General features: G+C 65.4%; 21 protein-coding genes. 12 read left to right on the forward strand and 9 right to left on the reverse strand.

All coding sequences use genetic code 11. The annotated features are described in order from the left end of the window. Nucleotides 1-20: 20 nt before the first annotated feature. Nucleotides 21-1,313: a siderophore utilization protein FsrB gene (gene fsrB / locus ACM42_RS13460; RefSeq protein ID WP_271528375.1), complete on the reverse strand. Its 1,293-nt coding sequence runs from the start codon at nt 1,311-1,313 to the stop codon at nt 21-23. A gap of 211 nt (nt 1,314-1,524) precedes the next feature. Continuing rightward, entirely contained in the window at nt 1,525-2,457 is a 933-nt protein-coding gene (locus ACM42_RS13465; protein ID WP_271528376.1) for a helix-turn-helix domain-containing protein, read from the reverse strand. 195 nt (nt 2,458-2,652) lie between these two features. On the opposite strand from ACM42_RS13465, the gene ACM42_RS13470 reads away from it, so the two are divergent. From ACM42_RS13470 to ACM42_RS13490, 5 genes are read left to right on the forward strand one after another with little or no spacing between them, the layout of a single operon-like run. Continuing rightward, on the forward strand, nt 2,653-3,873 hold the full coding sequence (locus tag ACM42_RS13470; RefSeq protein ID WP_271528377.1) for an amino acid ABC transporter substrate-binding protein: 1,221 nt from the start codon (nt 2,653-2,655) through the stop codon (nt 3,871-3,873). Between the two features lie 52 nt (nt 3,874-3,925). After that, entirely contained in the window at nt 3,926-4,801 is an 876-nt protein-coding gene (locus ACM42_RS13475; RefSeq protein ID WP_271528378.1) for a branched-chain amino acid ABC transporter permease, read from the forward strand. After that, nucleotides 4,798-6,471 carry a branched-chain amino acid ABC transporter ATP-binding protein/permease gene (locus tag ACM42_RS13480; protein ID WP_271528379.1) on the forward strand — a complete coding sequence of 558 codons (1,674 nt, stop codon included), beginning with the start codon at nt 4,798-4,800 and terminating at the stop codon, nt 6,469-6,471. Before ACM42_RS13475 ends, ACM42_RS13480 begins: the two co-directional genes overlap by 4 nt. Then, nucleotides 6,464-7,195, forward strand: a complete 732-nt coding sequence (locus ACM42_RS13485; protein ID WP_271528380.1) for an ABC transporter ATP-binding protein — start codon at nt 6,464-6,466, stop codon at nt 7,193-7,195. Before ACM42_RS13480 ends, ACM42_RS13485 begins: the two co-directional genes overlap by 8 nt. Before the next feature lie 34 nt (nt 7,196-7,229). Continuing rightward, nucleotides 7,230-8,681: an aldehyde dehydrogenase gene (locus ACM42_RS13490; protein WP_271528381.1), complete on the forward strand. Its 1,452-nt coding sequence runs from the start codon at nt 7,230-7,232 to the stop codon at nt 8,679-8,681. A gap of 53 nt (nt 8,682-8,734) precedes the next feature. On the opposite strand, the gene ACM42_RS13495 is transcribed toward ACM42_RS13490, so the two are convergent. The 3 genes from ACM42_RS13495 to ACM42_RS13505 all read right to left on the reverse strand — a co-directional run bounded on the left by ACM42_RS13495 (nt 8,735) and on the right by ACM42_RS13505 (nt 14,506). Then, the gene (locus tag ACM42_RS13495; RefSeq protein WP_271528382.1) at nt 8,735-10,720 is read right to left on the reverse strand and encodes a TonB-dependent siderophore receptor; all 1,986 of its coding nucleotides are present in this window, start codon (nt 10,718-10,720) and stop codon (nt 8,735-8,737) included. A 579-nt stretch (nt 10,721-11,299) separates the two neighbouring features. After that, on the reverse strand, nt 11,300-13,294 hold the full coding sequence (locus ACM42_RS13500; protein ID WP_271528383.1) for a primary-amine oxidase: 1,995 nt from the start codon (nt 13,292-13,294) through the stop codon (nt 11,300-11,302). A gap of 15 nt (nt 13,295-13,309) precedes the next feature. Beyond that, entirely contained in the window at nt 13,310-14,506 is a 1,197-nt protein-coding gene (locus ACM42_RS13505) for a serine hydrolase domain-containing protein (RefSeq protein ID WP_271528384.1), read from the reverse strand. A gap of 179 nt (nt 14,507-14,685) precedes the next feature. Here ACM42_RS13505 and ACM42_RS13510 point away from each other — a divergent pair, with 179 nt between their 5' ends. Next, entirely contained in the window at nt 14,686-15,675 is a 990-nt protein-coding gene (locus ACM42_RS13510; RefSeq protein ID WP_271528385.1) for a helix-turn-helix domain-containing protein, read from the forward strand. Between the two features lie 16 nt (nt 15,676-15,691). On the opposite strand, the gene ACM42_RS13515 is transcribed toward ACM42_RS13510, so the two are convergent. The 4 genes from ACM42_RS13515 to ACM42_RS13530 form a co-directional block, all read right to left on the reverse strand. Further along, complete coding sequence (locus tag ACM42_RS13515) at nt 15,692-16,465, reverse strand: MetQ/NlpA family ABC transporter substrate-binding protein (protein ID WP_271528386.1); 774 nt, start codon at nt 16,463-16,465, stop codon at nt 15,692-15,694. 28 nt (nt 16,466-16,493) lie between these two features. Further along, nucleotides 16,494-17,159, reverse strand: coding sequence for a methionine ABC transporter permease (locus ACM42_RS13520; RefSeq protein WP_028180183.1), 666 nt, complete (start codon nt 17,157-17,159; stop codon nt 16,494-16,496). After that, entirely contained in the window at nt 17,149-18,291 is a 1,143-nt protein-coding gene (locus tag ACM42_RS13525) for a methionine ABC transporter ATP-binding protein (RefSeq protein ID WP_271528387.1), read from the reverse strand. The genes ACM42_RS13520 and ACM42_RS13525 overlap by 11 nt, the downstream gene beginning before the upstream one ends. A gap of 242 nt (nt 18,292-18,533) precedes the next feature. After that, a complete protein-coding gene (locus ACM42_RS13530) occupies nt 18,534-19,340 on the reverse strand; it encodes an enoyl-CoA hydratase/isomerase family protein (protein ID WP_271528388.1) in 807 nt (268 codons plus the stop codon). Between the two features lie 119 nt (nt 19,341-19,459). On the opposite strand from ACM42_RS13530, the gene nthA reads away from it, so the two are divergent. The 6 genes from nthA (at nt 19,460) to ACM42_RS13560 (ending at nt 23,107) form a co-directional block, all read left to right on the forward strand. Next, entirely contained in the window at nt 19,460-20,083 is a 624-nt protein-coding gene (gene nthA, locus ACM42_RS13535) for a nitrile hydratase subunit alpha (RefSeq protein WP_271528389.1), read from the forward strand. Beyond that, nucleotides 20,080-20,739, forward strand: coding sequence for a nitrile hydratase subunit beta (gene nthB, locus ACM42_RS13540; RefSeq protein WP_271528390.1), 660 nt, complete (start codon nt 20,080-20,082; stop codon nt 20,737-20,739). Before nthA ends, nthB begins: the two co-directional genes overlap by 4 nt. Next, a complete protein-coding gene (locus tag ACM42_RS13545) occupies nt 20,739-21,116 on the forward strand; it encodes a nitrile hydratase accessory protein (protein ID WP_028182021.1) in 378 nt (125 codons plus the stop codon). The genes nthB and ACM42_RS13545 overlap by 1 nt, the downstream gene beginning before the upstream one ends. Before the next feature lie 220 nt (nt 21,117-21,336). Beyond that, a complete protein-coding gene (locus tag ACM42_RS13550; protein ID WP_271528391.1) occupies nt 21,337-21,867 on the forward strand; it encodes a hypothetical protein in 531 nt (176 codons plus the stop codon). After that, nucleotides 21,867-22,460: a hypothetical protein gene (locus tag ACM42_RS13555; RefSeq protein ID WP_271528392.1), complete on the forward strand. Its 594-nt coding sequence runs from the start codon at nt 21,867-21,869 to the stop codon at nt 22,458-22,460. The genes ACM42_RS13550 and ACM42_RS13555 overlap by 1 nt, the downstream gene beginning before the upstream one ends. Beyond that, nucleotides 22,457-23,107: a hypothetical protein gene (locus ACM42_RS13560; RefSeq protein WP_271528393.1), complete on the forward strand. Its 651-nt coding sequence runs from the start codon at nt 22,457-22,459 to the stop codon at nt 23,105-23,107. The genes ACM42_RS13555 and ACM42_RS13560 overlap by 4 nt, the downstream gene beginning before the upstream one ends.

Consider the following 23,107-nt stretch of genomic DNA (forward strand, 5'->3'; position numbering starts at 1 on the left):
GTCGACGGAGTGCGGGAGCCCTACTCCGCCGGCGTGAGTTGCTGCCGGTTCAGGCGCATAGCGGCGGTCTCGCGCACGCGGACGCGGGCGCGGCGCTTGCGCCACCAGATCACGACGCCGGTCACAGAGAGCGCCGCCACCACCAGTCCCATGACCGAGATCAGGATGCGGCCGAACAGCCCGACGATTCGGCCCGAATGCAGCGGGAACTGCGCCTGCACGAAGATGTCGGCGGCGGTGCCGACCCAGGGCAGTCGCTCGCCGATTGGGCGGCCGTCCTCGCTGTCGTAGTAGAGCTGCGCCGGGCCGACGCCGCCTGCGCCGTGGTCGTCGCCGGGGTGGAAGAAGGCGGCGGCATAGACGCCATGGGCCGGGCCGTAATTGATCGAGCCAACCGGGGTCGTCCATCCGCGCGCCTTGCCGTCGGCCGCCGCGCGTGCGGCGATGTCGGCGAACGTCACCTTGGGCTCGATCGGATCGTCGAGACCGCGATAGGGCCGCTGCTCGTAGGGCGTCGGCGTGTAGTTCGACACCATCTTCATCAGCGGCGAGAACACCTCGAAATAGAGGTTCAGCGAAAATGCGGTGAAGGCGATGATGAACAGCACACCCCAGGTCCAAAGGCTGAAAGCCCGGTGGATGTCGAAATTGATCCGATAGCCGCTGCCCGAGGTCTTGATGGTCCAGGCCGGCGCCCAGCGCGCCCAGAAGCCGCGCTCGAGCTGGCGCGTGACTTCAGGCGCCCGCGCCGCCTTGGCACGCCGCCGCGAGGGCAGCGTCAGATAGAAGCCGACGAAGCAATCGATGGTCCAGATGATGGCGATCACGCCGAGCACGCGCATGCCCCAGCGGTCGCTGCCCCAGAATTCCGGGATGTGCATCGTGTAGTGGAGCTTGTAGAGGAACGAGACGAAGTTCTCCCGCGTCACCGGCCAGACCGCGCCCCAATAGCGGCGGCCAAGCTCGGCACCGGTGTTGGGATCGAGGAAGACCTGGTTGTAGTCGAGCGGGTAACGCTTTCCGGTCGCGGGGTCGATACGCGGCATGACGAAGAACCACAGCGAGTGGCCCTCTTCCGGCGTCATGAAGAGGTAGACGACGCGCGCACGGGGATCGCGCTGCTCGATCATCTTGGCAAGCTCGATCGATGGAATGGCCGGGCCCTTGGTCGCGACGTCGAACAGATGGCCGTTGAGGACGTCGTCGAGCTCGTGATCCCAGGAGATGATCGCGCCGGTGATGCCCGAGAAGAACAGGAAGGCGGCCGTCAGCAGTCCTGCCCAGCGATGCAGTTTGCCGAATATCGCTCTCATCGCTCAGATCTCATTCACGGTGGGCCCGGCCCCCCATGTGCCGGACCGCTTTCGATTGGACTCATCGCCGGCAGGTCCGCCGGTGGGCCCTCGGCCTAACGCAGGGACCATTTCAGTGCGAGAGGCCCGACATTAGAATTTATCGAGACTGGCGCATGAGCTGCGCGACAAGGCGTCCATGCGGGATCGGCTGTCCGCGCAGCCAAGTGCGTCACGGCCAATCGGCAAAATTCAGCGTCGGCCTCGATCGCCCCGCTCTCACACGTGCCGCAACGCGCCGGCGCCATACCCCCGGTGCCTCGCCGGTGTGCTTGCGGAAGAAGCGGCTGAAATAGGCGGTGTCCGTGAAGCCGAGCGCGAATGCGATCTGCTTGACGGCGATGGTTCCAGTCTCCAGCCGCGCAGCCGCTTCCCTGACGAGGCGCTGCTGGATCAGCTCGCTCGGCGATCGCTTCAGCTCGCGGCTGCACAGCGCGTGCAGCCGATCGGGCGTCGTGCCGAGCAGCCTGGCGTAATCGCTGACGCGCAGGTGCTGCTGATAGCGCTCCTCGAGCAGCCTGCGGAACCGGCTCAGGATCTCGGTGCTGCTGCTCTCCTCGTTGCGGTTGCCGTCGCCGGCGAACAGGCGCCAAAAGCGCAGCGCGCACAGCGTCAGCTCCGCCGACATGATCGACGCTGCACCACTGCGTGCGGGCGAGGCGATCTCGGCGGCGATCGCCGCGATGGAACGGGCCATCGTGGCCGCGAGATCGGCCTCGACCTGCAACGCCAGGATGCCGCCCGCGCCTTCGAGCGCCAGATAGGCCGCCTCCGCCGATGGCGGGAGATAGCGATGCCATGTGCCGGCACGCAATTGCAGCAGCTGCGCGGTCGTGCCGGCCGGCATCTCCAGATAGTCGGCCGATCCCGCCGGTAGCCAGACCATCGCGGGTCCGACCGACTGAATCATCTTGCCGGCCTGACCGATCTCGGCGGTTCCGCCGCCGGGAAGGCAGAGCAGATGAATGAACGGACGGGCCGCTTTCGAGGTCAGCGACCATCGCCGCGCGACGTAATGCGCTCCGATCAGCTCGGCGCCAACAGGGACGGCCCCACTCGGGACGGTTGCCGGTGCCGGATCCGGGCCCGCGACGCCTCGACGCACTCGGCCATCAAGACCAGAAATGTCCAACCTTTCGCCGGATTTGTCCATTGTGCGAGCAAAGCTTGCGATGCTTGCTAGGTCAAGTCCCGGTGGCGGCCGGCTCAATGATGCCGCTCCGAAAGAAGGGGACCAAGAGGAAACGACCAACCACTCGATGCCAACAATCGCTTGAGTGCAACAGGAGGGAGACACGATATGTTTTCAGCGAACCGTCGAACGTTGCTGCGCGGCGCTGGCCTTGCGGCTCTGGCCGGCACGCTTTGGACCTTTCCGTCCACGGCCGATGCGCAGGAGAAGATCCGGATCGGCTACGCGATTTCCAAGACCGGGCCTTATGCCGGCGGCGCCGGCATCACCACCCTGCCCAACTATGAGCTGTGGGTGAAGGACGTCAATGCCGCCGGCGGCATCAAGCTCGGCGACAAGAAGCTGCCGATCGAGGTGGTCGAATATGACGACCGCAGTAGCTCGGAAGAAGCCGTCAAGGCGATCGAGCGCCTCGCCAACCAGGACAAGGTCGATTTCATTCTTTCGCCCTGGGGGACGGGCCTCAACCTCGCGGTCGGCCCGACGCTGAACCGCCTGGGCTACCCTCACCTCGCGGTCACGTCGGTGACCGACAAGGCGCCGGAACTTGCCAAGCGCTGGTCGAACGCGACGTTCTGGCTCGGGACGTCGGCGCAGATATCCGAGGGGCTTGCCGACCTCCTCGGCAAGCTGAAGAGGGAAGGCAAGATAGGGGCGAAGATCGCGATGGTCAGCATCGCCGACCAGTTCGGCATCGAGCTGTCCGCTGCGGGCCGCGAGGCCTTCAAGAAGCACGGCTTCACGCTCGGCTATGACAAGACCTATCCGATGGGGACGCAGGATCTCCAGCCTCTGTTGAAGGATGCGATCGCGTCAAACCCGGATGCGTTCATCGCCTTCAGCTATCCGCCGGATACGATCGCGCTCACCGAGCAGGCGCAACTGTTGAAGTTCAACCCGAAGGTCTTCTATGTCGGCGTCGGCACCGCGTTCCCGCTCTACAAGGGCAAGTTTGCCGCCAACAGCGACGGCGTGATGGGCATCGGCGGTTGGAATGCCGAGTCTCCGCAGCTGAAAGAGTATCTCGCGCGCCACAAGGCCGCCACCGGCAAGGAGCCGGATCGCTGGGCGAGCTCGATCACCTATGCGAGCTTGCAGGTGCTCCAGCAGGCGATCGAAAAGGTCGGCAAGCTCGATCGCACCGCCGTCGCGGCGGAAATCCGCGCCGGCACGTTCGAGACCATCATCGGCAAGGTCAAGCTGAAGGACGGGCTGCTTCAGGAGGTCTGGAGCGTCGGACAGTGGCAGAACGGCGAGTTCTACGCCCTCGCGCCGACCTCGCTGCCGGGCGCACGTGCCGCGGTCGTGCCCAAGCCGCAGTGGCAATAAGGCTGGCTGCAGGCGAGGCCTGCGTGCCGTCCGCTCAAGGGGACGCCGTTTCATGCTGCTTGTGGACATCATCCTGCCGGGCCTCGTGCTCGGCGGCATGTACGCGCTGATCGCGCTCGGGCTGACGCTGCAATATGGCGTGGCGCGGATCATGAACCTCTCCTATGGAGAGTCGCTGGTCGCGGCCGCCTTCGGCGCGTTCTCGCTCTACGGCGGCCTTGGGCTGAGCCCGCTTGCGGCGCTACTGCTGGCGGTCCCGGTCGCGATGGTGCTGAACTGGCTGCTGTATCGCTTCCTGCTGGAACGGCTGATGCGTCGCGGCAAGGACCGGGGCGCGCAGGAGATCGACAGCATCCTCGTCACCTTCGGCGTGCTGTTCGTGATCCAGGGCGCCATGCTGGTCGCCTTCGGCGGCCAGTATTACAGCTATAGCTATCTCTCCATTCCGCTGACGATCATGGGCTCGACGCTTGCCGTCAATCGGCTCGTCGCGCTGCTGTTCGCGGCCCTGGTCGGCGGCGCCGTGTACCTCGCCCTCACCCGCACCCGGATCGGCACTGCGGTACGCGCCATCGCCGTCGATGCCAACGCCGCGCGTCTCGTCGGCATCGACGTTGCGGCCCTGTCGGGGCTGGCGTTTGCCTTTGGCGGCGGCCTCGTCGCCGTCGGCGGCGTTCTGATCAGCATGTTCCTCACCTTCAATGCCGCGATGGGCGTGGTCTTCACGATGAAGGCACTGGTCGTCGTCATCATGGGCGGTGTCGGCAACGTCATCGGCGCGCTGGTCGCCGGGTTGCTGCTTGGTGTGGTCGAAACCGCGGTGGCGCGGCTGGTCGATCCCGGCCTGACGCTGGCCGCGACCTACACGCTGTTTCTCGGCGTCCTCGTGATCAAGCCGACCGGCCTGTTCGGCAGGGCCGCGTCATGACGGGGGCCGTCCGGATCTTGCTGTGGTGCGCCGGCCTCGCCCTCGCCGCCGGCCTCGTCACCTATCCGCTCTATGCCAACGGCTATTATCTCGCGCTCGGCATCAGCGTGCTCTATTTCACGATCCTGGCGACCGCGTGGGCGATGTTTTCGGGCCCGACGCGCTACATCTCGCTTGCCACGGTCGCGTTCTTCGGGCTCGGCGCTTACACGGCTGCGGTGCTCGGCGAGACCATGCCCTGGCCGGCCGTGCTGCTGGCCGCAGCCGGCGTGGGCGCACTTACCGCCGCTGTCACCGGGCTTTCGACGCTGCGGCTGTCCGGTATCTATTTCGTGATCTTCTCCTTCGGCCTGGCCGAGCTGATCCGGCAGCTCGTGATCTGGTACGAGGTCAACATCCACAAATCGGTCGGCCGCTATCTCTTCAGCGCGGTGACGCAGGACGTTCTCTACTGGCAGCTCCTGGGCTTGACCGCGATTGTCTTCCTGGTGGGCTGGATGCTCGGACGCTCGCGCTACGGGCTGGCCCTGCGTGCCATCGGCGCCGACGAAACCGCGGCGAGCCATTCCGGCATCGACGCCACGCGGGTCAAGCTCGGCGTCTTCATTCTGAGCGCGACCTTCATGGCGGTGACCGGCGCGGTCATGGCGCCACGCTGGACCTATATCGATCCGGCCATTGCATTCAATCCGACCATCTCGTTCCAGGTCGTGATCATGGCCTTGCTGGGCGGCGCGGGCTCGTTGTTCGGGCCCGTGCTGGGCGTCATTCCCCTCGTCCTGCTGTTCGAGGTGCTGACCGCGACGCTGCCCAACCATTTCAGCATCGTGCTCGGCGTCATCTTCGTGCTCATCGTGATGGTGTTGCCGAATGGCGTGATCGGCTTGTTCGGGGCGGGCCGCCGCTGGCGCGTTCCGGCCGGCGGTCCCGCCGCCGCGCCCCCCCGCACCAGCGATGCACCGCTGCTCGCGGTCGACGGCGTCAGCAAATCGTTCAGCGGATTGCGCGCCGTCGACGGTGTCAGCTTCACGGCCGCGCCGGGCGAGATCATCGGCATCATCGGCCCGAACGGATCCGGCAAGACGACGCTGCTGAATACGCTGTCCGGGGCGTTGCGGCCCTCCTCGGGCACGATCCGGCTGGGTGGCATCGTCCTCAACGGCCTGCGCGCGCACCAGATCGCGCGCCTCGGCCTGGCGCGCACGTTCCAGCTGGTGCGCGTGATGCCGGACCTGACGGTGGCCGAAAACGTTGCAGCGGCGCGGCTGTTCTCGACGTCCAACGGCTCGGGCGCAACGGCGAGCGAGCTGCTGGACCTGGTCGGGCTCGGCAAGATGCAGGAAGCGCCCGCGAGCGAGCTGACCTATATCGACCAGAAACGCCTCGAGCTCGCCCGCGCGCTGGCGCTGCAGCCGCGCCTCGTGCTGCTCGACGAATGGCTGGCGGGCCTCAATCCGAGCGAACTCGAGACCGGCATCGCGCTGATCGCGAAATTGCGCGACCGCGGCCTCACCATCATCATGGTCGAGCATGTGATGGATGCGATCCGAGCGCTGTGCAGCCATTGCATCGTCATGAACGCCGGCAGCGTGATCGCGCGCGGCGCGCCGGAGGCCGTGTTGTCCGATCCGAAAGTCGTTGCAGCCTATCTCGGAGGCGACGATGCTTGAGGTCGCCGCCCTCTCCCACTTCTATGGGAAGCACCAGGCCCTCGCCGACATTGCGCTCGGTATCGAGCAAGGCGAGATCGTCGCCATCCTCGGCGCCAACGGCGCCGGCAAGTCCACCTTGCTCAAGAGCATCGCGGGGCTGGTCAAACCGGCGCCGGGCGCAACGATCCGGTTCGCGGGACATCACATTGGCGAGCTGCCCGCCCATCTGATCGTGGAGCGCGGCATCGCGCTGGTGCCCGAAGGCCGCGGCGTGTTCGGCGATCTGACGGTTGCCGAGAATCTGCAGCTCGGTGCCTACCCCGCCCGTGCCCGCGCAGGCGAGGCGGACCGGCTCGGAAGGATCCTCCGGCTGTTCCCGCGGCTTGCCGAGCGTATGGCCCAGGCCGTTCGCACCATGAGCGGCGGCGAGCAGCAGATGGTGGCGATCGGCCGGGCGCTGATGTCGAACCCGCTGCTGCTCCTGCTCGATGAGCCCTCGCTCGGCCTGTCGCCCCTCCTCAGCCGCGAGGTCTTCCGCGCGCTGGCGGAGATCCGCAGCAGCGGCCTCAGCGTGCTGCTGGTCGAGCAGAATGCGCGGGCCAGCCTCGACATCGCCGACCGTGTCTACCTGATCGAGTCCGGCCGCAACGCCGGCAGCGGACCGGCCAGTGCGATGAAGAACGATCCGAAGGTCCAGCGCGCCTATCTCGGCAAGGCGCGCGCGGCCCCGTCCCCACCATAATCACTCAATCCGCCTGCAACCTTTGGAGTGCTTCATGAACGCGATCGACCTTCTCATCGGCGGCAAGGACCAGTCGGCCAGCAACCAGCGCACCTTCCAGCGCCACAACCCGATCTCCGGAGACGTCGCGACCATCGTGGCGGCGGCCTCGATCAACGACGCGATGCGGGCCGCGGACGCTGCGGCCGCCGCCTTCCCGGCCTGGTCGCAGCTTGGTCCGTCCGAGCGCCGCAAACGGCTCAATGCGGCCGCCGACATCCTCGCGCGCCGGGCGGCGGAGTTCACCGCGCTGATGGTCGCCGAAACGGGCGCCACCGCGGGCTGGGCCGGCTTCAACGTGCATCTCGCCGAAGGCATGCTGCGCGAAGCCGCGGCCATGACGACGCAGATATCCGGCGAAGTCATTCCGACCGACAAGCCCGACAACCTCGCCATGGCGTTTCGCCAGCCGGTCGGCGTCGTGCTCGGCATCGCGCCGTGGAACGCCCCCGTGATCCTCGGCGTGCGCTCGGTCGCGATGCCGCTCGCCTGCGGCAACACCGTGGTGCTGAAGGCATCCGAGATGAGCCCCGGCGTGCACCGGCTGATCGGAAGCTGCCTGGCGGAGGCCGGCCTCGGTGACGGCGTCGTCAATGTCGTGACCAACGCGCCCGAGGATGCGCAGGCGGTGGTCGAAGCTCTGATCGCCCATCCTGCGATCCGTCGCGTCAACTTCACCGGCTCGACCCGCGTCGGCCGCCTCATCGCGCTGGCATGCGCAAAGCACCTGAAGCGCGCGCTGCTGGAGCTTGGCGGCAAGGCCCCGCTCGTGATCCTCGACGATGCCGACCTCGACGCCGCCGTGAATGCGGCAGCGTTCGGCGCCTTCATGAACCAGGGTCAGATCTGCATGTCGACCGAGCGGATCGTCGTCGACGACAAGGTTGCGGATGCCTTCATCGCCAAGTTCGCCGCCAAGGCCAGGAGCCTTCCCTTCGGCGATCCCCGCAAGGGGAATGTGGTGCTCGGCTCGCTGGTCAGTGACGCTGCCTGCGAGCGCGTCCGGGGCCTGATCGACGATGCCGTCGCCAAGGGCGCCGTCCTCGCTGCCGGCGGTCACGGCAGCGGCACCATCATGCCCGCCACCATCGTTGATCATGTCACGCCGGCGATGCGGATCTATGGTGAGGAGAGCTTTGGTCCGGTCGTGACCGTTGTGCGCGTGAGCGGAATAGACGAGGCCGTGCGCGTGGCCAATGACACCGAATACGGCCTCTCCTCCGCCGTGTTCGGCCGCGACATCGCCCGTGCGCTCGGCGTGGCCAGGCGGATCGAGGCGGGCATCTGCCACGTCAACGCCCCGACTGTGCATGACGAGCCTCAGATGCCGTTCGGCGGCACCAAGGCGTCAGGCTACGGCCGCTTCGGCGGCAAGGCCGCAATCGACGAATTCACCGAGCTGCGCTGGATCACCGTGCAGACCGGGCCCCGGCACTACCCGTTCTGATCGGTGAAAGGAACAGGTCCGGCCTGCAACGCCGGACCGCTCTCGCCTCGTGCTCACCAGCGGTAGGTCAGCCTGGCGATGGCTTTCCGCCTTTCCGCATAGAAGCAGCCCGACAGGCTGTAGCATGCGGCGACATAGCGGGTGTCGGCGAGATTGGTGACGTTCAGCGACAGGCGCCAATTGTCCTTGGTGTAAGCGAGCAACGCATCCAGCACGGTCGAGGCTCCCACCTTGAACGTGTTGGCGTCGTCGCCCCAGGTTGCGCCGACATAGCGGATGCCGCCGCCGAACTGCAAGCCCGCCAGTGGGCCGTTCTGGAGCGTATAGTCGCTCCACAGCGAGGCGCGGTTGAGCGGCACGGTAACCGGGGCCTTGCCGACATTGACCGGATCCTGCGTGACCACGGCATCGACATAGGCATAGGCCGCGCGCAGGTTCCAGCCGTCGGCGAGCGACATCGTACCTTCGAGCTCGATGCCGCGCGATTTCACCTGACCGGTCTGTTCCGCGAGATAGCTCGGAGGCGCGTAGGTGACGACGTTGTCGCGCGTCAGGTCGAAGGCGGCGAAGGTGAACAGGGCATTCCATCCGATCGGTTGGTACTTGATGCCGACTTCGTACTGGACTCCGGTCTCTGGATTGAGCAACTGACCGGAAGCCGTCGCGAGCACCGGCAGGAAGGATTCCGAATAGCTGAAATATGGCGCGATGCCGTTGTCGAAATTGTACATCACGGCGGCCCGGCCGGTGAAGGCCGACGCGTCCTTCGAGACCGAGGTGTTGGCGAGACCATTATCGACCTGCGTCGTCACGAAATCCTGGCGGCCGCCGAACTGGAACGAGAGCCGGCCGAGCTTGATCTGGTCCTGCGCGTAAAGGCCGACCTGCGACTGCTTGACGCCGGTATTGTCGCTCATGGCGCCGATGGTCCAGTCGTAGCTGTAGACCGGATTGAAGACGTTGATCTCGGGGGCCGACGTCGTGACGCTATACGCGGTATCGCGGAACGTGGTGTTGCGGTAGTCGATCCCGACCAGCGTGGTGTGACTGAGGAAGCCCGTGGTGAACTTGCCCTGGAGCTGATTGTCCACCGCGAAGGAGTTGATGTAGGAGTTGCTGTAGCTGCCATAACGTGCGAGCTGTCCCGCGGCCTCGTTGGTATAGCCGCCGCCGTAAAACACCTTCTCCTCGTTGTGCTGATAGGCGTATCGCAGGTTCTGGCGGAACGTGATGTTGTCGGTGAAGTTGTGCGCCAGCTGGTAGCCGACGGTCGCAATCTCGGTGTTGAAGGCATCGAAGCTCGGCACGCCCGCGAAGAACGAGACCGGAATGGTGCGGCCGTTGTTCGGCCACACCGTACCCGCGGCCGGCAGGAACTGGAGGCCCCACCCTGCCCGATCGCGCTGGTAGTTGGCGAGCAAGGTGATGGTGGTGTCCTTGTTCGGCTTGAAGGTGACGGCGGGCGCGATGAAGACGCGATTGTCCTTGCTGAAGTCGACCTGCGTCTCGCCGTCGCGAACCACGCCGGTGAGACGCCACAGCACGGTCCCTTCCTTGTTGGCGGGGCCGCCCATGTCGAACTGGCCCTGATAGCGGTTGAAGCTGCCGCCGGAGATCGAGACCTCGCCGAACTGCTGCGCGGTCGGCAGCTTGGTCACGTAGTTGAGGATGCCGCCGGTGCCGCTGCCGCCGTACATCGCGGAGGACGGGCCCTTGAGCACCTCGATGCGCTCGGCGCCATAGGGATCGAGGCCGTTGAAATGCACGTAGTTGCTGGACGGAATCCGCAAGCCGTCGATGTAGAGGCCCGGCATGGTCATGTCGAAGCCGCGGATCTGGAGTCCGCCGAAGCGGGTGTCCGAGCCGCCATTGACGTCGCCACTCACGCCGGCGGTGTAGCGCAGGGCCTCGCCGATCGAGACCGCGCCCTGGTTCCTGATCTGATCGGTGGTGATGACGGACACCGACTGTGGCGTCTCGATCAAGGGCGTATCGGTCTTGGTAGCGGTGCCGCTCCTTGTCGCGACGAACCCGCGCACCGGACCATTGGCGCGTTCGCCCGTGGCGCCGTTCGATGATGCCGACTGAGTCAGGGTGGCCTGGTGCGCCGGAGGGCGACGATTGGCGCGTGCGGTGCGAGTTGCCGCCGCCCTTCGCGACGAAGCAATTGCCGCCGAACGGGCGCGCTCTGCCGGCGCTTCCACGGTGACTGCGGGAATTTGCGTTTGCGCCTCCACGGAACCGAAGGGAACGACGAGGGACAATGTGCTGACCGCCCCGAGGAAAAATACCTGAATCTGCCGACGACGTGTGTCGTCACGCGAAGAGAGTTGGAAGTCAGTCACGTCTTTCGAGGCCCCACGCACCGCCGGCTTCGCCGGTATCATTTTTGATGTCCCGCCCTAACGCAGGCAGGTCCGGAGTGCGAGAGATGCGGTGTTAGAATTTATCGAGACTGGGGAATAGACTCTGCGACCAATGCGCCCAACGTCGCTTCTTTAGAATTGGAATATTTCTAGACCGAAACTCGGCGGTCGGTTCGGAATGCGACCGCATGCGATGGCTGCATCGCGCGATCAGCGCCGCGAGCCGAAGCCGAAGGCATAAGCCGCCGAATGTTACCCCGGGTCCGCATGACAACAGGTTGCGGCGGTGCTCTTCCCGCCAGCCAGCACGCTGCGGCTGTTGCGGTCCGGCGGGATGTCGCCAGCCGCATTCGCCGCAAAGAATCCGGTCGGCTTGAGCATGAAGCCGGCATATTCGACCGGCATGATCGGAAAGTCCTCGGGTTTGCAGACATGGGTGTGGCCGAAGGAGTGCCAGACCACGATGTCGGCATTCTCGATGTTGCGGTTTTGCGCGGCGTAGCGCGGCAGGCCGTCGCCGCCGGCATGGACGTTGGGATAGTCGCCGCTGGCGTATTTCTCGTCGGCATCGAACGCAGTCACCCAGACATGCTTGGTGGCAAAGCCGCCGCGCTTGCGCACATAGCTCCCCTCCTGCGCCAGCATCAGCGGGCTCGGATTGACCACGAGCTTGTAGGCCGGCGCGTTGCCGACCGAATTGGATTCGTTCGGATTGCTGATCTTCCAGAACCGGCCGGTCTCGCCATTGGCGATCGCCGCCGCGTCGCGCTCGCGTGACAGCACGCGCGTCGTGGTGGTGAAGGCGTTGCCATGGGGATTGTCGTGGCCCCATGGCCGCGGCACGAACTCGTGCTCGGTGACGGTGTTGCCGCCGCCGTCGAGATCCATGTGCAGGCGCACGTTGAAGAAGTGCTGGTGCGTCGGTCCGCCCAGATTGTCGTCGACCATGCCACCCCATTTGTAGGTTTCGCCTGATGGCACGGCAGCGGTCTGGATGATGCCGGTGAGCTTGGTCTCGAGCTGGATCGTGCCGTCCTGGTAGAGATACCAATAGAAGCCGTAGTCGTAATTGCCGACCGTCGCGAAGAACGAGATCACGAGGCGCCGCGAGCGGCGGACCTCGAACAGGCCGTTGCGAAATTCGTAGTGTTTCCAGGCAATTCCGTAATCTTCTTCATGCATGCAGATGGCGTTCTGCATGACGAAGGGCTCGCCCTTGCTGTCGGCCGCCGGCACGTCGAAATAATGGATGTTGCCGAGGCAGTCGCAGCCGAGTTCGAGCGCGTTGGCGAGCACGCCGAGGCCGTATTCGCCGGCATCGAACGCCGATTTCCAGAAATGGTTCGCGGTCGGATCGGCGTAGGGCACGACCATCTCAGTGACGCTGGCGCGGTGGATCAGCGACCGTTTGCGCGCGCCGTCCTGGTAGGCGAGTCGGTGCAGCACCAGGCCCTCGCGTGGCGTAAAGCCGACGCGAAAGCTCCATTTCTGCCAGTCGACCTTCCAGCCATCGACCTTGAAGCTCGCGCCCTCCGGCTGCTCGATATGCAGCGGCTTGATGTCGGTGCGCGGGTTGGTGACCTCGTGAGCGCCGTAATTTCGCTTCTTGCGCGGGATCGGTACGATCGGATCTGCATCCGTGAGATCGATGACCTTGCCGCCGATCAGATCGACCACGGCGACGACGCCCTCGATCGGGTGCGCATAACCGTTGTCCTGCAGATGCTCGCGGAAAAAGCTGACGGCGCGTACGATGCGCGCGCCGCGCTCGAATTCCATGTCGAAGAAGCCCGAGGAGAACGGATCGACCTGCACCAGTTCGATGTCCGTGTCGGCAAGCCCGCGCCGATGCATCGCCGCGCGCCAGCCGGGATCGGCCTTCACCACGGCCTCGCACTTGAAGAACTCTTCCAGCATCACCGGCGGCTGCCCGTAGGGCACGTCGCGGTTGGCGAGGAGTTTCCGATCGACGAGCTCGCCGCGGCCAAGATCGACGATGTGCTCGATGGCCTCGCCGGTGGTGATGTCAAGTGTCAGCACGAAGGCACGGCGCCCTGCTCCGCCCGCGGCCAGTTCCTGCTTGGTCGGCTCTTCCAGCCGTACCGTCGGGAAGCGGCAGTTCTCCGGCGAGGTTGCGGCGGCACGCACCAGAGTGCAGGCTGCCGTGATCTCCTCAGTCGTCAGAGGATCGAGCGGATGCGCCGTGGCGGCATGGGCGGGCGATCGGGCTTTGGCGGGATCAAGCATGATGATGTCCAGAAGTCAGCGCGGGGCGAGATGGGCGGTGATGGCGCCGAAGGCGGCGAGCCAGCGATGGTCAAGCGGAACGTCCATCGCCTTCGGCTGCGTCGCGAGCTTGACAATGACGGTGTCGGAGGCCGCATCGATGTAGAGCCACTGGCCGTGGATGCCGATCGCGGCAAGATCGTTGCGCGCGGGATCAAGTGTGTACCATTTGCTGCGGTAGCGGGCACCCGGGAAGATGTCGGCGAGGTCGCCGTCGGCCCAGGCCTGGGGATCGCCGTTCTCGTGGATGTCGTCGATCCACCAGCCCGGCACCACCGGCCGGCCGTCGACGACGCCGCGATTGCGGATCATCTCGCCGAAGCGCAGCAGATCGCGTGCGGTGACCGAGAGCCCGCCGGCGATGCGGCCCATGCCGTGGCTGTCGAGCGTGAGGGAGCCGTCCTCCTCCGCGCCCATCGGCTGCCAGAGATATTCGGAGAGGATGCGAGGGTAAGGCATGCCACAGGCGCGCTCATACACCCAGCCGAGAACTTCGGTGTTGGTGGAGACATAGTGGAACACCTTGCCGTGCGGCTTGCCGGTACCGCGCAGCGTGGCGAGATAGGCGCGCTGATGGCTCGGCTCGACACCTGAAGGCGGCACGTCCCAGCCGGAGGAGAAGCGGTAGCGCGCAACGTCGCCGGCTGGGTCCTCGTAGTCTTCCTCGAACTTGATGGCGACGGCCATGTCGAGCACGTTGCGGACCGTGCAGCTGCCGTAGACGGAATTCTCCAACTCCGGCACGTAACGCACCACCCTCGCCTCCGGATCGAGCAGCCCGCGCGCGGCCAGCACGCCGCCGAGCGTGCCCGCGACCGACTTGCTGATCGAGCAGACCAGATGCGGCGTGATCGCACTCATGCCGTCGCCGTACCATTCGTGGATCAGAGTGCCCCGGTGCATGACCAGCAGTGCATCGCCAAAGGTCTCGCGCAGCGTGGCCTCGATCGTCGTCGGCTGGCCGTCCGGGGCTTTGAAGCCGAGCTTTGACAATTCGCGCGGCGCGCATCGAATCGGCGTCGGCTGGGCCGAGCGGCGCACCTCCGCGGTGGGCAGCACTTCGCGGGTGTGGGTGAAGCCCCAGCGGATGGCGGGAAAGCTGCGCCAATTGGCGCGCGTCACCTGGGCCTCGGGCACGGGCGGGCTGCCGCGCATGACATGGGTCGGTCGCATCTCGATCCTCCGCAAGGCCATCCCGACTGCGATTGTCGGAGCGGCTGGAAGGAAATCTGCACTGCGGCGCTATCGGGCGTTATCGAGATCCGGCAATATTCTGCTGGACTCGGCCGTCCGGCGGGTCAGTCTTGGCACACTTATTGCTGGTCTTGGCTGGAAACTTTCGACGTATTATCATGGCCTTGAACGTAATTCCTCCGATTCAGGACTCGGCTGCCGGCCTGATCGAGGCGAGCAGCACGGATGTCGATGAGCACTGCGCCGCGCTTGGCCGCTGGCGGCTGCGCTACGACCAAATCAGCGCCGGCGCGTTTCGCGGCAGCTTCACCCAGCTCTCTCTGCCCCGTGTCGAGGTGTTCCGCGAAATCACCAGCCAGCAGGTTCGCCAATACGGTCAGCTTGGCGCCGACAGCTTTGGCATTGGTCTACCCTGGCGCGGTGACAGCGAGGTCAATTGCAACGGCGCCAGCGTTGCAGGCGCCCAGGTCATCGCCTGCGTCGATGCCGAGGTCGATCTGTGCACGCCGAAGTCATTCGAGCTGCGCGGTGTCGTCGCCAGTGCGGCGCTGATCCGGGATCTCGCCGCCCGGCTCGAGATCGATCTGCCGCGCGCGGTCTGGCACCAATTGCGGGTGATCGAGATGGCGCAGGCGCCGGTCGCACGATTGCGAGCCCATCTTGAGGCCATTCACGAGGCCATCGCGACCGCGCCCGAACGGTTTGAAGATCCGGCCGTCCGACAGGCGCTCGAAGACGCCCTCCTCGTCGAGATCATGGACATGCTGCCGACCGCACGCCCTACCGATCCCGGCCGCAGCGCCAACGCGCGCAAGCGTACCGTCGATCGCGCGCGCGAGCTGATGCACGGCAACGGCAACCATTCGCTGTCGCTGCTGGAGGTCTGCAAGGCGGTCGGCGCCAGTCCGCGTAAGCTCGGCTATTGCTTCCAGGCGGTTTTGGGCACGAGCCCGATGCATTATTGGCGTGCGATGCGGCTGAACCGCGTGCGGCGCGATCTGAAGCGCGCCGGCGGCGCTGGGACATCCATCTACGACGTCGCCGTGCAGCACGGCTTCTGGCACTTCAGCCAGTTCTCGCTCGACTACAAGCGTCACTTCGCCGAGCTGCCCTCGGAGACGCTGCGCCGCGCGAGGCTCGCGGCCTGACGCGCGCGCTTGCCGCCTACCAGGTCGGCAGATACGTGCCCTTGAAGCGCGTCTCCAGGAACGCCTTCACCGGCTCGGAATGGTACGCCGCGATCAACTGCCTGACCCAGGGCTTATCCTTGTCCTCCTCGCGGACGGCGAGGATGTTGACCCAGGGACCATCGGGGTTTTCGCGCGCGATCGCGTCGGTGGCCGGGTTGAGGCCGGCCTGCACGGCGTAATTGTTGTTGATGGAGACGGCGTCGACGTCCTGCAGCGCGCGCGGCAGCTGGGCCGCATCGAGTTCGACGAAGCGCAGCTTCTTCGGGTTGTCGGCAATGTCGGCGACGGTCGAGGCGACGTAGTTGGGGTCCTTCAGCTTGATCACGCCATGCAGGGCCAGGATCATCAGGCCGCGCGCGCCGTTGGAGGGATCGTTGGCGATGGCGACGCGGGCGCCCTCCGGAAGGTCGGCGAGCTTCTTGTATTTCTGCGAATAGACGCCCTGTGGCGAGCCGATGGTGTTGGCGACCTTGACGATCTTCCAGCCGGTCTTGGCGATCTGGTTCTTCAGATAGGGCTCGTGCTGGAACGAATTGGCCTCGAGATCCTTCAGCGCCAGCGCCTGGTTCGGGATCACATAGTCGGTGAACTCGACCACCTTGATGTCGAGGCCGCGCTCGGCGCCGACCTTCTTCACGACGTCGAGAATTTCGGCGTGGGGACCTGCGGTCACGCCGACACGGATGGTTTCAGCCTGGGCGGTGGTCGCGAGCAAGGCCGCAGCCGCAAGGGTTGCCAGAAAACGCATGGAAGTCTCCGATATTGAACGAGAAGGATCAGCGATGCCGCAGCCGGCGGTTGACCCGGCGCGCCAGATAGTCGCCGGCGCTCTGGACGAGTTGCACCAGTGCGATCAGCACGACGACGACGGCCAGCATCATCTCCGGCATGAAGCGCTGGTAGCCGTAGCGGATGCCGAGATCGCCAAGCCCTCCGCCGCCGACCGCGCCCACCATCGCGGAATAGCCGAGCAGGCTGACCACGGCGAGCGTCAGCGCCAGCAACAGGCCGGGCAGCGCCTCGGGGATCAGCACCTTGAACACGATCTGAAGCGGCGAGGCCCCGAACGAGGACGCAGTCTCGATCAGGCCGCCGTCCACCTCGCGGATCGCAGCTTCGACCAGGCGCGCAATGAACGGCGTCGATGCAATCGTCAGCGGCACGATCGCGGCGCTCGATCCGATCGAGGTGCCGGCAATGAGGCGCGTGAACGGGATGATGGCGACGACGAGGATGATGAACGGCGTGGAGCGCGTTGCGTTGACGACGATGCCGAGCACGCGATTGACGATGGGGGCCGCGAACAACTCGCCTTTGCCGCTGGTCGCGAGGAAGACGCCGAGCGGCAGGCCGAAGGCGGTGCCGAGCAGCGCGGCGATGCCGACCATGTACAGGCTCTCGAAGGTCGCCTGGATGATCAGGTTGATGAGTTCAGGCGACATAGCCGAGATGCTCCGCTGGGAATTGATGTTGAGACATAAAGGCCAGCGTTCGCGTCACCGCGTCCGCGCCGCTGGAAACACCGAGAGGAATACCGAGAACGAGCGAGCCGACATGCTGGCCGCCGATCTCGTCGATGCGCGCCGACAGCAGCGACACGTCGCGGCCGATTTCGCGCGCAAGCCGCGCCACCAGCGTGTCGCCGGCCCCTGCCCCGCCCACCTGGATGCGGATCACGGCGTGGCCGCCGGCCGAAGGCTCCGGCACGATCCGGCTCGACAGTGACACTGGCAGGCTGTCGCCGATCACCTCGGCCAGGAAGGACTGTGTGATGGGATGCTTGGGATGGGTGAAGATGTCGGCGACATGGCCGCTCTCGACGCCGTGTCCGGCGTCGAGCACGACGACCTCCTTGGCGAGTTGGCGTACCACGGACATTTCGTGGGTGATCAGCACGATAGTCACACCGAGCTCGCGGTTGATGTTCGCGAGCAGGTCGAGGATCGCGCGCGTGGTCTGCGGATCGAGCGCCGAGGTCGCCTCGTCCGACAGCAGCACGCTCGGCCGCGTCGCCAGCGCGCGGGCAATGCCGACGCGCTGCTTCTGGCCGCCGGAGAGTTCGGATGGATAGCGATCATGCTTGTCGGCGATGCCGACGAGCGCGAGCAGCTCAGTCACGCGGGCCTTGATGTCGGCCTTGGCCCAGCCGGCGATCTCGAGCGGCAGCGCGATGTTGTCGGCAGCGGTGCGCGACGACAGCAGGTTGAAGTGCTGGAAGATCATGCCGATCGAGCGCTGCGCCAGCCGCAGCTCTCGACCAGTCAGTGCCGAGATGTCGCGGCCGTCGACGATCACGCGGCCCGTGGTCGGCTTCTCCAGGCCGTTGATCAGCCGCACCAGGCTGGACTTGCCCGCGCCGGAGCGGCCGATCACGCCGGTAATGGAACCGCGCGGAATTGCAAAGTCGATATTCTGCAGCGCGTTGACGCCGGGCTTGCCGCGATAGGCCGGATAGGTTTTTGAGATGCCCTCGAAACGGACCATCGCATCCACGGCAGGGGGAATCGCTTCAAGCCTTTCGATCGGCTGTCCGATTGCGAGCGATTGGTAGGCGTTCATGGAGACGGCCTTCATGCACAATAGTTCGCTTGCCCGCGCCGCTCATGGGCGTGCGGGGATCAGGTCGCATGGAGCGACGGGGATGAAATTGCGATGCCGGCCGGGTGAAGCGCGCTGCACCGCAGCACGCACCATCGCCGTTTCCGGTCTTCCTTGCAATGTCAGATATTTGCGAGGAGTTGGACGAAGTTTTCCCAATCCGTTACGTCCGAAGAAAATTCATCTTCCGACGGGATCATCGTCCTGCCGCGCCTGATCTACCGGCCCCTGAAGCGTGGCTTTCGGCGGGCCAGGAATGCTTCGACGCCCTCCTTGTGATCCTCGCTCAGGCTGGCGAGCGCGAACTGATCGACATCCATGTGGCTGGCGAGATCGTCAAGCGCGTGCGCGAGCCGGTTGACGGTCAGCTTGGTCATGGCGACCGACAGCGGCGGCTGTGCGGCGACCTTGCGGGCAAGCTCCATGGCCGCATCGAAGGAATGGCCGGGGTCGGTCACCTGTTCCACCAGGCCCCATTCATAGGCCTCGTCCGCGCTGATGCGCTGGTCGGCCAATATAACCGCCTGCTTGGTGCGGGCCGGCCCCATCAGATGCAGCATGCGCGGGATGCTCTGCCAGCTCATGTTCATGCCGAGCCCGATCTCGGGCACGCGCAAATGCGCGTTGCGGCCCATGATGCGGAAGTCCAGCGCGACAGCGAGGGCCACCCCGCCGCCGACGCAAAAGCCCTCGATCGCCCCGATCGTGATTTGCTCCATCTCCTGCCAGGCGTGCGTCAGGCGCGGCCCGAGCTTGAGATGCCGCCGCAGCGTGCCGAGATCCATCTCCTTGCGCGAACGTCCCTCCGCATCCTTGAGGTCGAAGCCGGCGCTGAACGCGCCCGAGCTGCCGGTCAAGACGACGACCGACGTCGCGGCGTCATCCTCGAAACTGCGCGCCGCCGCGGTCAGCTGCCGCAATGCCTCCGGCGAGAGTGCGTTGATGCCATCGCCGCGGTCGAAACGGACCACCGCAATCCGGCCCTCAGGCCCAAGGCCCTTCTCGATCTTCACGTAGTCCGTCACCATCATCTCCACGCTGCTTTCGGCGATGTTAGCGCACAATTGTCGTCACGAATATGGGACCCGATCACGATGCAAGGAACACTCGACAGGCCTGGGCCATTGCGCATATCTTTGCTGCCATGAGCCACGATCACGACCATCACCACGACCATTCCGAATTGTCGGAGACCGAGCTGCGCGTGCGCGCGCTGGAGACGATCCTGACCGAAAAAGGCTATGTCGAGCCGGCCGCGCTCGATGCCATCATCCAGGCCTACGAGACCAGGATCGGCCCTCACAATGGTGCGCGCGTCGTCGCCAAGGCCTGGACCGATCCGGCGTTCAAGAAGGCGCTGCTGGAGGACGGCAGCAAGGCGATCGGCACGCTCGGCCATGTGAGCCGCGTCGGCGACCATCTCGTCGTGGTCGAGAACACGCCTGAGCGGCACAACATGGTCGTGTGCACACTGTGCTCCTGCTACCCCTGGGAAATGCTGGGACTGCCGCCGGTCTGGTACAAGGCTGCGCCCTACCGCTCCCGCGCCGTGAAGGACCCGCGCGGCGTGCTCGCCGATTTCGACGTCACCCTGCCCAAGGACATGGAAATCCGGGTGTGGGATTCGACCGCCGAAACGCGCTTCCTGGTGCTGCCGATGCGCCCTGCAGGCACGGAGGGCTGGACCGAGGAGCAGCTCGCCGAACTCGTCACCCGCGACTCCATGATCGGCACCGGATTTCCGCGGAAGCCGGGAGAGCCGTCATGAACGGCGTGCACGACATGGGCGGCATGGACGGGTTCGGCAAGGTCGAGCCCGAGCCCAACGAGCCGATGTTCCACGCGGATTGGGAAGCGCGCGTCCTTGCCATGGTACGCGCGATGGGCGCGGCCGGCGCCTTCAACATCGATACCTCGCGCTTCTACCGCGAGACGCTGCCGCCGCACGTCTATCTCGCGAGCTCCTACTATAAGAAATGGTTCCTCGGTCTCGAGGAGATGCTGATCGACAAGGGCTACCTCACCAGGGAGGAAGTCGCCGCCGGCCATGCGATGCAGCCCGCAAAAGCGCTCAAGCACGGCAAGTTCGACCTCGCCAATGTCGAGCGCGTGATGGTGCGCGGCAAATTTGACCGCCCTGCCCCGGCTCCGGCGAAATTCGAGATCGGCGACCGCGTGCGCGCAAAGAACATCCATCCGACCTCGCACACAAGGCTGCCACGTTACGTGCGCGGCCATGTCGGCGTGATCGAGCTGAACCATGGCTGCCATGTGTTTCCTGACACGGCGGCGATGGAGCGCGGCGAGAACCCGCAATGGCTCTACACCGTGGTGTTCGAGGGCCGCGAACTCTGGGGCCCCGACGGTGATCCGACCACAACGGTCTCGATCGACGCGTTCGAGCCCTATCTGGACCCGGCGTGATGAGCACGACGCTTGCTGCGGCCGCGACGGCGGCCATACCGAGCATTCCCCGCGACGATGACGGCCCGGTTTTCCGCGCGCCCTGGGAGGCGCATGCCTTTGCCATGGCGCTGACTCTGCACGAGCGCGGCGTGTTCACCTGGCCCGAATGGGCCGCCGCACTCGCCGACGAGATCAAGCGCGCGCAAGCGGCGGGCGACCCTGATACGGGCGAGACCTACTACCTGCACTGGCTGGCGACGCTGGAAGGCCTCGTGGCGCGCAAGGGCGTCGCATCGGCCGAAACCCTGCACCGCTATCGCGACGCCTGGGACCACGCCGCCGATCGCACGCCGCACGGCAAGCCGATCGAGCTGCGGCCGGAGGATTTCGGGTAGCTTGCGGCGATTGCGGGTCGAACTCCTCGTTGCCCAATCCATTCGGCGCCATGCTTCTAGCGGCGAAATGGATTCTCTCTCTTCCTTGTATTCATAGGAACGGAAGGGCCTCGCCGCCTGATCGCGCTTTGAACTGAATCTAAGTTTGGCTTGTTGACCTCGGGCAAAAGCGCGGGGTAACGCATGCGAGCTACCAGCCGCCTCGTCATGTGAGAACTCTGTGAACACGCCAGCAGGAAAAGAATCTGCGATCACCATCATGGCCGAGGAGGAGCCCGTCGAGATTGGTTTCCCCATGGTGGCCGCCTACCATGGCCAATCCGCGCTTGCCATGGCCGCGATCGTATTCCAGGCGCAGCGGGCAGCGTTCGCCGTGCTGTCGCCCGAGAAGCCTCCGGCGCGGCGTGACATCAGCATCGTGAGCGGGCACCCAGGTCCGGGTGTGCGGGACGCGTTCGAAGTGATCACGCGCGCCGTGACCCGCGGCGCCTATAGCGTAGACCGCACGCTGCCCGAAGCGAGACTTGTGCCTGGGCACGACATTTCCTACAGCTTTCGAATTACGCTCGGAGAGCGAACCGCCGAGATGGCGTTGCTGCCTGGGGTGTTGCCGGAGCGATTTTTCGAGCTCGTCTTCGCCAAGAATCGCAGCACAGCACAGGAGCGCGAGCTGAGTGCATTGAAACGGTCCATCGCCGAGGACGTTCTGGCGAAGGAGCCAGGCGCTCTCTTCACCATGCGTGCGAGTTGATGACGAAGCCCGGACTTGCTCTCAGCTTCGGTTATGACGACGGGTCGCTACGTGCCCTGGCGAACGTCAAAGCCGAGCTGCGGGACATCTATGCGCTGCCCGACATCGATCTGAACGATTTCAGTGTGCTGTTCGTGAGCATGCACAGCGACCAGCGTTTCCTGGCGGCCCGCGCTGGCCAGATCGAGGAATACCTTGTTCGCGGCGGTGTCGTCGTTGCGAACGGCCATCACGCCTATCCCTACCTACCGCGCATGGCAGGTTTCCACACCATCGACAATTACAAGCTGAGCGACATCACGGTGCTGCGGCTCGCCGCGCATCCCATCTGGCACGGCATTGACCCGCATGATCTGACTTTCCGCCGCGGCGTCTCCGGCTTCTACGGCCGGGTCTGGCACGACGCGCCGCCGGATGCGCTGATTATCCACGCCCTGGGCCAGCCGAACCTGCCACTCGACTTCATCTATCCGGTCGGTCGAGGTCATGTGCTGTTCCACGGCGGAAATGACCTCTGGACGTTCGGCAGCGAGGACAAGCAGCTGCCGCCCCGGATCATGCAGTGGGTCACAGAGGGACGAAACGTTCAATGAGCCTCGCGATCCTCGACGGCGGCACGTTTTATCACCACGCGGCTATTCACGGCCGCCGCTATCGAGAGCTGTTCGACAAGATCATCTACGCTCCTGAACTGACAACGGATGCCTTGGCCGGCGTCACTTTCCTGATCGTGCCGGATCGCATCAATCCGAACATTCTTCGCGCCCGCCGCGATGTCCTGATCCATTTTGCGAAGGCCGGGCAAACGCTGGTCGTGTTCGGCGAGAATCGCGCCGACACGTGGCTGCCAGGCGTCACCTGGGCGGCGCGGCCGACAAACTTCTGGTGGTGGCTCGACAAGACAGCGCGTCCGCCGAACCGCCTGCTGGCGCCCGACCATGAGCTTTTCCAGGCGGTGCCCTTCGAAAGCACGATATGGCACTTTCACGGCGTATTGACCCCGCCTGCAGGGGCTCGGGCGCTGATCGACGTGCCGGCCGATCCTGAGGGTCGCGACAGTGGCGGAGCGCTCCTTTACGAGGATTGGGTCACGCTGCCGGGGCGCTTGTTCGTCTCGACACTGGATCCATTCTATCATCATGGCAGCAACTTCATGCCCGCAGCCACGAAGCTCCTCGACGGCTTTCTGCCCTGGGCGAAGCGAAAGGCTGCGCCGCAAATCGATCGCGGCGGTCGCTGA

Origin of the sequence: Bradyrhizobium sp. CCBAU 25338, assembly GCF_028128965.1 — a bacterium.
Taxonomy (GTDB): domain Bacteria; phylum Pseudomonadota; class Alphaproteobacteria; order Rhizobiales; family Xanthobacteraceae; genus Bradyrhizobium; species Bradyrhizobium liaoningense.